The sequence below is a fragment of the Micromonospora sp. 4G55 genome, from assembly GCF_016803375.1.
This window is the reverse complement of the sequence record NZ_JAEVHN010000248.1, coordinates 1-8,401: the sequence shown is the minus strand read 5'-3', so window position 1 is coordinate 8,401 and position 8,401 is coordinate 1. Positions and strand designations below refer to the sequence as shown.

The 8,401-nt window shown below is 74.7% G+C and carries 12 protein-coding genes and 1 pseudogene; 9 read left to right on the top strand and 4 right to left on the bottom strand.

The genetic code is table 11. The features are described from left to right. The 4 genes from JNW89_RS19960 to JNW89_RS19945 all read right to left on the bottom strand — a co-directional run. A partial coding sequence (locus JNW89_RS19960; RefSeq protein ID WP_309140004.1) for an SDR family NAD(P)-dependent oxidoreductase occupies positions 1-846 on the bottom strand: 846 nt, incomplete at its 3' end. Continuing rightward, complete coding sequence (locus tag JNW89_RS19955) at positions 797-1,360, bottom strand: TetR/AcrR family transcriptional regulator (protein WP_238450045.1); 564 nt, start codon at positions 1,358-1,360, stop codon at positions 797-799. The genes JNW89_RS19955 and JNW89_RS19960, both read right to left, overlap by 50 nt. Positions 1,361-1,391: 31 nt before the next feature. Then, positions 1,392-1,751 (bottom strand): PP2C family serine/threonine-protein phosphatase, encoded by a 360-nt coding sequence (locus JNW89_RS19950; RefSeq protein ID WP_306344883.1) that lies wholly within the window; start codon positions 1,749-1,751, stop codon positions 1,392-1,394. Further along, the gene (locus tag JNW89_RS19945; RefSeq protein ID WP_238450044.1) at positions 1,751-2,197 is read right to left on the bottom strand and encodes a hypothetical protein; all 447 of its coding nucleotides are present in this window, start codon (positions 2,195-2,197) and stop codon (positions 1,751-1,753) included. Before JNW89_RS19945 ends, JNW89_RS19950 begins: the two co-directional genes overlap by 1 nt. Positions 2,198-2,334: 137 nt before the next feature. On the opposite strand from JNW89_RS19945, the gene JNW89_RS19940 reads away from it, so the two are divergent. From JNW89_RS19940 to JNW89_RS19900, 9 genes and pseudogenes are all read left to right on the top strand, one after another. Further along, the gene (locus tag JNW89_RS19940) at positions 2,335-2,571 is read left to right on the top strand and encodes a helix-turn-helix domain-containing protein (RefSeq protein WP_088963234.1); all 237 of its coding nucleotides are present in this window, start codon (positions 2,335-2,337) and stop codon (positions 2,569-2,571) included. Then, a pseudogene (locus tag JNW89_RS19935) lies at positions 2,571-2,708 on the top strand (Clp protease N-terminal domain-containing protein); the annotation flags it as partial. The gene JNW89_RS19940 and the pseudogene JNW89_RS19935, both read left to right, overlap by 1 nt. Before the next feature lie 256 nt (positions 2,709-2,964). Then, positions 2,965-3,147 (top strand): Clp protease N-terminal domain-containing protein, encoded by a 183-nt coding sequence (locus JNW89_RS38130; RefSeq protein ID WP_238450048.1) that lies wholly within the window; start codon positions 2,965-2,967, stop codon positions 3,145-3,147. Between the two features lie 218 nt (positions 3,148-3,365). Continuing rightward, positions 3,366-4,373 (top strand): diacylglycerol kinase family protein, encoded by a 1,008-nt coding sequence (locus tag JNW89_RS19925; RefSeq protein WP_238450047.1) that lies wholly within the window; start codon positions 3,366-3,368, stop codon positions 4,371-4,373. Next, a complete protein-coding gene (locus JNW89_RS19920; protein WP_238450043.1) occupies positions 4,366-5,367 on the top strand; it encodes a YihY/virulence factor BrkB family protein in 1,002 nt (333 codons plus the stop codon). The genes JNW89_RS19925 and JNW89_RS19920 overlap by 8 nt, the downstream gene beginning before the upstream one ends. Positions 5,368-5,447: 80 nt before the next feature. Further along, complete coding sequence (locus JNW89_RS19915) at positions 5,448-6,938, top strand: phosphatase PAP2 family protein (RefSeq protein ID WP_238450042.1); 1,491 nt, start codon at positions 5,448-5,450, stop codon at positions 6,936-6,938. A gap of 11 nt (positions 6,939-6,949) precedes the next feature. Continuing rightward, entirely contained in the window at positions 6,950-7,396 is a 447-nt protein-coding gene (locus JNW89_RS19910) for an endonuclease/exonuclease/phosphatase family protein (RefSeq protein WP_238450041.1), read from the top strand. Continuing rightward, the gene (locus JNW89_RS19905; RefSeq protein ID WP_238450040.1) at positions 7,351-7,758 is read left to right on the top strand and encodes an endonuclease/exonuclease/phosphatase family protein; all 408 of its coding nucleotides are present in this window, start codon (positions 7,351-7,353) and stop codon (positions 7,756-7,758) included. The genes JNW89_RS19910 and JNW89_RS19905 overlap by 46 nt, the downstream gene beginning before the upstream one ends. Positions 7,759-7,995: 237 nt before the next feature. Beyond that, the coding region (locus JNW89_RS19900) for a hypothetical protein (protein WP_238450039.1) at positions 7,996-8,401 on the top strand (406 nt) is incomplete at its 3' end.

Sequence of the window (8,401 nt, the reverse complement as noted above, 5' to 3'; positions counted from 1 at the left end):
GTCGAAGACCCGCGCGCCGAACAGCCGGCGGGTGTGCACCATCGCCCAGGCGGCGGCGGTGACCAGGTAGCGGGTGCGGGGGTGGCGGGCGGTGACCGCCCGCTCGATCACCCGGGCCACCGTCTCGGGCGTCGCGGCCAGCATCGGGTTGGCGTAGGACTTGGCCATCGCCGCGTCCACCGAGGCCACCATCGTCCGGTACGGCCCGGCCGGGCCGTCGCCCGCGCCGAGCGACTTCGCGGCCACCGCCCCGAACCCGGTCCGGATCAGGCCGGGCTCGACGACCGCCACGTCGATGCCGAACGGCCGCACCTCCTGGCGCAGCGCGTCGGAGATCGCCTCCACCGCGTACTTGCTGGCGTGGTAGTAGCCGCCGCCGGGGAAGACCAGCCGGCCGCCCATCGAGCTGACGTTGACGATCCGGCCCCGGCCGGCTCGGCGCATGCCGGGCAGCACGAGCTGGGTGAGCCGGCTGAGCCCGAAGACGTTGGTCTCGAACTGGGCCCGGACCCGGTCCAGCGGGGCCTCCTCGATCGGCCCGTACTCGCCGTAGCCGGCGTTGTTGACCAGCACGTCGACCTGGCCGTGCGCGGCCTCGACGGCGGTGACGGCGGCCCGCATGGACTCCTCGTCGGTGACGTCGAGGGGGAGCAGCCGGGCGCGCTGTCGGCGAGGTCGGCGATCGCCTCGACCTTGCGGGCGGTGGCGTAGACGGTGAATTCCGGGCGGCGGGCGAGCTGGCGGACAGTGGCGCGGCCGATGCCGGAGGAGGTGCCGGTGATCAGGACGGAGGTGGTCATGCGAGGGCTCCCGGGTGGGCGAGGCCGGCGACGAGGAGCGCGACACCCTCGCGCAGCCGTCGCCGGGGCAGGTCGGGGTCGGTGAGGTCGGCCTCCAGGCCGCGGGTGAGCGCGACCAGCACGTCGGCGACCGCGCGGGCGCGCGGCCCGGCGGCGTCGGCGAGCGCGCCGGCGACCAGGTCGGTCAGCTCCCGGGTGTACGCCTCGGCGAGGTCGCCGGTGAGTCGGGTGCTGGTGTCGAGGAGTTCGGCGGCGTGCCGGCTCTCCCGGTGCAGCCGGAGGGTGAGTTCGAGCTTGGCGGCGAGCACGTCGTGCAACCGCTGCCGCAGGTCGGCGTCGGGCGCGGTGGCTGCCCGGCGGGCCTGGGCGAGGGAGTCGGCGAAGAGCCGTTCGGCCAGTCTTCGGTAGGCGTCGTCCTTGTTGCGGACGTACTGGTAGACGGCGGGGCGGGACATGCCGGCGGTGGCCGCGATGTCGTCCATCGTCGTGCGGCGCACGCCGTGCCGGGTGAAGCACTCGTACGCGGCGGCGAGGATCGCCTCCAACCGGTCGTTCGACATGCTGACAATATTTGCACAGAATGTCAGACCGTCAACGGTGTTCGCCGTCACCCTCGGCGCCGGGCCGGACCCGGAGCACCACGGCGGTGGCGTTGTCCTCCCCGCCCTCGGCCAGGCTGCTGGTCAGCAGGCTCCGCACCGCCCGCTTCGGGTCGCCGCCCGCGAGGGCCTCACGGATCCGGTGGTAGTCGACCTGGTCGCTCACCCCGTCGGTGCAGAGCAGCCAGGTGTCGCCGACCCGCAGCGGCACGGCGAGCAGGTCCGCGTCCGGGTTGTCGGGGTGACCGACGTAGCGCAGCAGCTGGTAGCGGGCCCGGGAGGCCTCCGCGGAGCCAGCCCGGTACCAGCCGTGCAGCAGCCCCAGCCAGGCGGCCGTGTGGTCGACCGTCATCAGCTCCAGCACGCCGTCGCGCAGCCGGTACGCCCGCGAGTCGCCGAGCTGGACGACCCAGGCCTGCTCGCCGTCCGGCTCGACCAGCAGGGCGTCAGCGTGCAGCCGGTCAGCTCGGTCAGCCGCGCGCCGGCGGCGCGGACCAGGGAGCGGGCGTCGGCGACCGCCGCGCGCAGCTCGCGCGCCCCGACGGCGGGCCAGTCGTTGCGGACCGCCTCGACCAGGGTGGTCATCGTCGTGGTGCCGGCCACCCGGGCACCCTCGCCGGAGCCCATGCCGTCGACGACGGCGACGAAGGGCAGCGTCGCATCGACGTGCAGCACGTCGAAGTTGGCCGGATAGCGGTGGCCGACCACGCTGCCGCCGGCGACCTCAAGGGCGAGCCGCCCGGCGGCGAGACGGCAGGTCAGCGGCTCGGGTCGGTCGGACGGGGCGCGGCGGAACATCAGCGGACCGTAGCACCGCCGAAGCCCTGGTCACCGGCGTCGGCGCTCGTGTCGGGCGGTCGGTCCGCGCGCCGGGTGGGACACCCGTGTTGTCAACGAGGGTTGACAGGGTGGCGCTGTCAACGTAAGTTGACGACATGAGTCAGGCAACGGAACTCGCGGCGGCCGCCGGCAGCACCGACCCCAAGGTCGGGCTCCGGGCGGTGCTCGCCCTGCGCCGGCTCCTCGAACGGCTGGAGGTCGTCCAGGTGGACAACGCCCGTCGACAGGGCTGGTCCTGGCAGGACATCGCCGACGCGCTCGAGGTCAGCCGGCAGGCGGTCCACAAGAAGCACGCCGGGCGACCGGCGGTCCGAGGAACCTGGGAGGCGTGATGTTCGAACGGTTCACCGACCGGGCCCGTGCGGTCGTCCACCGGGCGGTCGACGAGGCGCGGGCCGAGCGGCAGCGGCCGGTCGGCACCGAGCACCTGCTGCTCGGCGTCCTCGCCGACGGCGACGCGCTGGCCAGCCGGGTGCTCACCGAGGCGGGGGTGCGCGCGGAGGACCTGCGCGCCGCCATCGCCCGGCACACCGCGCCGGCGCCAGCGGTCTCGGCGAGGCGGACGCCGCGCGCTGCGCGAGATCGGCATCGACCTCACCGCCATCGTCGCCCGGATCGAGGAGTCCTTCGGCCCCGACGCGCTGCGCGAGGCCGCGCCCGCGCCGCGCCGCCGCTGGGGCTTCCGGCGGTACGACGACGGGCGGTTCTCCCCCCGGGCCAGGAAGGTGCTGGAGCTCTCCCTGCGCGAGGCGCTCCGGCTGCGCCACCACCACATCGGCACCGAGCACATCCTGCTCGGGCTGCTGCGCGAGGGCGGCGGCCTCACCGCCGTGGTGCTCACCGAGGCCGGGCTGAACCTCGACGACCTGCGCCGGCGGGTCGAGACCGCGCTGCGGACGGCGGCCTGACCGGTACCCGGTGCCCCCGGGCTCTCGGCTCCGCCGGGGTGGATCGTGCGGGCGAAGCGGGCGGCCACCCGTGCCCGGCGGGTGACCGAGATTGCCGAGGGCGGGGCGCGCGGGGAGCGGGCCAACCGGCGGTGTGGCGTTTCAAACCTGATTGCGGCCAGTGCAACGTCGCCCCGCGCCGGCTCGCTGACCGGCCCCGCTTGCTGCACACTTGCGCCGTGGATGGTGGAGAGCAGACGCGCCCGGTGACCGCCGACGACGCCCCGCCGCGCTCGGCGGTGGTGGTCAATCCCTCGAAGGTGACCGATCTGGACCAGTTCCGCCGCACGGTGGACGACGCCCTCGCCGCCGCCGGCTGGCCGGAGCCGACCTGGTACGAGACCACGGTCGAGGACCCGGGCCGGGGCCAGACCGAGGCGGCCGTCGCCGCCGGCGCCCAGGTGGTCTTCGCCTGCGGCGGCGACGGCACCGTGATGGCCTGCGTCAGCGGGCTGGTCGGCACCGACGCCGCGCTGGCCGTGCTGCCCCAGGGCACCGGCAACCTGCTCGCCGCCAACCTGGGGCTCTCCAACGACCTGGCCGCCGGCCTGCAGGTCGCCGTGGAGCGCGGGATGCGCCGGCTGGACGTCGGCGCGGTCGAGGACCGGCACTTCGCCGTGATGGCCGGGATGGGCTTCGACGCCCAGATGCTCCGGGACACCTCCGAGACGACGAAGGCGCGCATCGGCTGGCCCGCGTACGTGATGGGCGCCGCGAAGCACCTGCGGGACCGGCCGATGCGGGTCTCGATCCGCATCGACGACCGGCCGCCGCTGCGCCGCCGGGCCCGCTCCGTGCTGGTCGCCAACGTCGGCCGGCTCCAGGGCGGGGTTCGCCTGCTCACCGACGCCGAGCCCGACGACGGCTGGCTCGACGTGGCCGTGCTCACCCCCCGTACGCTGCGCCACTGGCTGGCCCTGGGCTGGGCGCTGGTGCGCCGGCGCGGCAGCGTGCCCCGGATGGAGGTCTTCCGGGCCCGCCGGGTGCAGATCACCAGCAACCGGGCCCAGCCCCGGGAACTCGACGGCGACCTGATCGAGCCGGGCCGCTCGCTGACGGCCGAGATCAAGCCGCAGTCGCTCTGGCTCTGCGTGCCGCGCCCCGAGCGCCACCCCGACCTGTCGGAGGACGCCGAGGCGGCGGCGGAGCGGGGCGAGCGGCTGATCGAGGAGGCGCGCCGTGAGTAGCACCAAACTCGTCCCCGAGACCCGGCTGATGGCGGAGGACGACCTCTCCGCCGACGACGCCTGGCGCACCCTGCGCCGGCAGGGCGGCTGGTGCCTGCTGCGCGACGCCTTCATCCGGTTCCGCTACGGCGACGGCTTCAGCCACTCCCGGGCGTTCGCCCTGCAGCTCTGCCTCGCCGTGGTGCCGTTCATGATCGCGTTGACCGGTCTGATCAGCGAACTCGGCGTGGAGGAGGGCGGCCAGGTGGTCGCCGACACCGTGCTGGCCCTCACGCCCGGGCAGAGCGAGTCGGTGGTCCGCGAGCTGCTCGGCGACGGCGAGCGCACCGAGCGGGCCGGCGAGCTGGCGCTGACCCTCGGTCTGCTCACCGGTCTGGTGGCGCTGACCACGACGATGGCCCAGATCGAACGCGGCGCCAACCGGATCTACGGCGTGGAGCGGGACCGCCCGGCCCTGGCCAAGTACGTCCGGGCCGCCGTGCTCGCGGTGACCGCCGGCGTGCCGGCGCTGGCCGGCTTCCTGATCCTGGTCGGCGGCGGGGCGATCGGCGACTCCGTGGAGCGGCACTACGAGTGGGGCGAGTTCGCCCACGGCGCCTGGGACGTGATCCGCTGGCCGCTGAGCCTCGGGCTGACCGTGCTCGCCGTGGCGGTGCTCTTCCGGCACTCGCCCCGCCGCAACCAGCCCGGCCTGTCCTGGCTCTTCTTCGGCGCCGGCATCGCCACCGCGCTCTGGTGGCTGGCCAGCCTGCTGCTCGCCGGGTACGTCACGTTCAGCGACGGGTTCGGCCAGACCTACGGCGCGCTGACCGGCATGATGGCCCTGCTGCTCTGGGCCAACCTCACCGGCGTGGCGCTCTTCGGCGGGCTGGCCTTCGCCGCCCAGTTGGAGGCGATGCGGATCGGGGTGCAGGAGCCGGCCCAGCCGGACCTGTGGCAGCCCGAGGCCGAGCGCGAGGAGCTGTACGACACCGGCGAGATGACCTCGCTGTAGCCGCCCGTTCCGACACCCCCGGTGTACGCGGAGCCCCGATCGGGTACAGCGCCTCGCCAGAAGACAAGGGAGGTGCTCAGGTGACCGCGGTCAAGGAGTCATCGCGACGGCCGCTCGGCCATTTCGCCGAGCGCAGCCTCGCCGGGCTGTTGGTCATCGCCGGCGCGGGGGTCGGGTTCGGCCTGCTGCTGATGCTCGTCCGGTTCCGGTGGAGCCCGCTCTACCGCGCCGACCACGAGGTGGCCGAGTGGTTCAACGGGCTGGTGGCCCCGCACCACGCGCTGGTCACCGTGCTCCAGGCGGTCACCGACCTGGGCGGGCGGCCGGTGCTGATCTGGCTGGTCACGATCGCCGTGATCGGCCTGCTGATCCGCCGCCAGTCCCGGCTGGCGGTCTACCTGATCATCACCGGGGTGGGCGGGCTGATCCTCGACCCGTCGCTGAAGACCCTGGTCGGCCGGCTGCGTCCGGTGGTCGACGTGCCGGTCGCCAGCGCCCCGGGCAACAGCTTCCCCAGCGGGCACGCGCTCGGGTCGTTCGTCGCGTACGGGGCGCTGCTGCTGGTCTTCCTGCCGGCCATGGCGCCGCGCTGGCGCAAGCCGGCGATCGGGCTCGTCGCCGTGCTGGTGACCCTGGTCGGGCTGACCCGGATCGCGCTGGGCGTGCACTTCGTCTCCGACGTGCTCGCCGGCTGGCTGCTCGGCGCGGCCTGGCTCGGCGTCACCGCGTACGCGTTCCGGCTCTGGCGGCGCGAGCGTGGCCGCTCCGTCCCCCCGCTGAGCGAGGGCCTGGAGCCGGAGGCGGGCGACGCGATCAGCCCCGCCCCGGCGGAGGAGCACGTGCTGGAGCACCCCCGCTCCGCCGTCGCCGAGCTGCTGGTCGGCTGGGTGATCGTGTTCGGCGCGCTCTACGGCTTCGGCATGTTCGTCAGCTACCACGCCAAGGGCACCTTCTTCGCCACCCTCGACACCGAGGTGCCGCGCTGGTTCGCCGAGCGGCACACCGACACGCTGACCGACCTGAGCTGGTGGTGGAGCAAGTTCGGCGACACCCACGCGATCCTGCTGGTGTCGCTGGTGTTCTGCCCGCTCGTGCTGGCGGTCTGGCGGCGGTGGCGGCCGGTGCTCTTCGTGGCGCTGGCGATGTTCGGCGAGCTGACCCTCTTCCTCGCCGCCGCCCGCGCGGTCGAGCGGCCGCGCCCGCCGGTGGAGAACCTGGACGGGCAGATGCCGACGTCGTCGTTCCCCTCCGGGCACATCGCCGCGACGATCTGCCTCTGGACCGCGATCGCCGTCATCGTGTTCGTCCGCACCGACCGCTGGTGGCGTTGGCTGTTCGTGGCGCTGGCCGTGATCATGCCGGTCGGGGTGGCCGTCTCCCGGATGTACCGGGGCATGCACCATCCGACGGACTTCATGGGCGCGATCCTGCTCAGCGCGCTCTGGATCGGGCTGCTCTACTGGGTGGTCCGCCCCAACGCCGACGTCTACGAGGGCAACCGGCCGGCCATCGAGTCGGAGCAGGTCGGCGAGCTCGACGACGAGCTGGCGAAGGCCGCGCGGCCGCAGTGACAACGCCGCCCATGCTGCGGGTGATGACCTGGAACATCAGGACCGGCGGCCGGGACCGCACCGGGCCCGACCGGCGGGATCTCGTGGTCGGCGTGATCACCGCGCAGCGGCCCGACGTGCTGGCCCTGCAGGAGCTGCGGGGCTTCGACCGGGGTGGGCTGCTCGACGACGTGGCGGGCCGGGTGGGGATGCGTCCACACCTGGCCCGCTCCTGCTTCGGGCAGCCGGTGGCCGTGCTGGTCCGCCCGCCGCTGCGGGTGCTGGCCGCCGGCCGGGTGCGCCGGCCGTTCCACCACGCCGCCGCCTGGGTACGGGTGGACACCGGGCACGGGCCGTTGACGGTGTTCAGCACCCACCTCAACCCGTACTCCGGGGGCCGGCGACGGATGGAGGCGGACTGGCTGGCGGCGCCGTGCGACGTACCGGCGGTCCGCTGGCGCTGCTCGGCGGCGACCTGAACACGCTGGAGCCCACGGCGGAGCACACCGACCGGCTGGCGGGCCTGCCGATGCACTACCGCCGCCGGCACCTGCGCCGCGACGGCCGCACGGTGGACACCCGGGCCGTCGCCCGGCTGCTCGACGCCGGCCTGGTCGACCTCTGGCCGGCCCGCGCCGCCGGCGCGCCCGAGGCGGACGGCTTCACCGTGCCGACCCGGCACGGCGGGGCGGAGTTCGCCGGTATGCGACTGGACTACCTGCTCGGCACCGCGCCGGTCGCCGCGCTGACCCGCGAGGTGCGGGTGGTCCGTGGCGGCGACGCCGACCGGGCCTCCGACCACTACCCGGTCGTCGCCGAGCTGGACCTGCGCCCCGCCTGACCGGCTCGCCGCCGGGGGTGCGCCGCCCTTGATCGACGCCGGTTGCGGCGTGTCGCGGTAGCCCCGCCGCCGGTCACCGCGACCCGCCTCGGCTTGTGTCGATCAACGTCGTCCGGACCGCCACCCGCAGGTGCCGGCCGCGCTGGGGGCAGCGCCCCGCTGAAACCCATGTGCAACCCTTCACGCCGCCACGGTCATCACCACGGTGACAGCGCTGACGACGCGGGGGAGCGACCGATGCACGGCAGGATCGACCTCGACCTGGTACGGCCGCTCTTCCGGACGGACTGGCTGCCCGACGGGATGACCCACCGGACGTGCGCCAGCCACCGGGGGGAACGGTCCCTGATCGCCTGGGAGGGCCCGGCGACCGGCCCGATGGCCGGCAGTCGGGTGCTGTCGGTGCGGGTGGGGTCCGTCGTGGACGGGCCCGCCACGCACCGCGGCTGGCGGCGTGGCCCGGACGTGTCCGTGCAGGGCCGCACGGCGGCGCTGTACGCCGACCCGGACCACGGGCACACCTCGCTGACCTGGCAGCACCAGGCCGGCGTGGCGGTGACCGTTCTGGGCACCAATCTGCCCGCCCCGGCGCGGACGCTGCCGCGGATCGCCGACGGGCTGGTCTGGACGGAGGAGCCCGCCC

What these genes read in the sequence shown, in the direction of transcription:
- JNW89_RS19955 (WP_238450045.1), bottom strand. Translation starts at nt 1,360, where the DNA reads ATGTCGAACGACCGGTTGGAGGCGATCCTCGCCGCCGCGTACGAGTGC.
- JNW89_RS19945 (WP_238450044.1), bottom strand. Translation starts at nt 2,197, where the DNA reads ATGTTCCGCCGCGCCCCGTCCGACCGACCCGAGCCGCTGACCTGCCGT.
- JNW89_RS19910 (WP_238450041.1), top strand. Translation starts at nt 6,950, where the DNA reads ATGCTGCGGGTGATGACCTGGAACATCAGGACCGGCGGCCGGGACCGC.
- JNW89_RS19940 (WP_088963234.1), top strand. Translation starts at nt 2,335, where the DNA reads ATGAGTCAGGCAACGGAACTCGCGGCGGCCGCCGGCAGCACCGACCCC.
- JNW89_RS19950 (WP_306344883.1), bottom strand. Translation starts at nt 1,751, where the DNA reads ATGACGGTCGACCACACGGCCGCCTGGCTGGGGCTGCTGCACGGCTGG.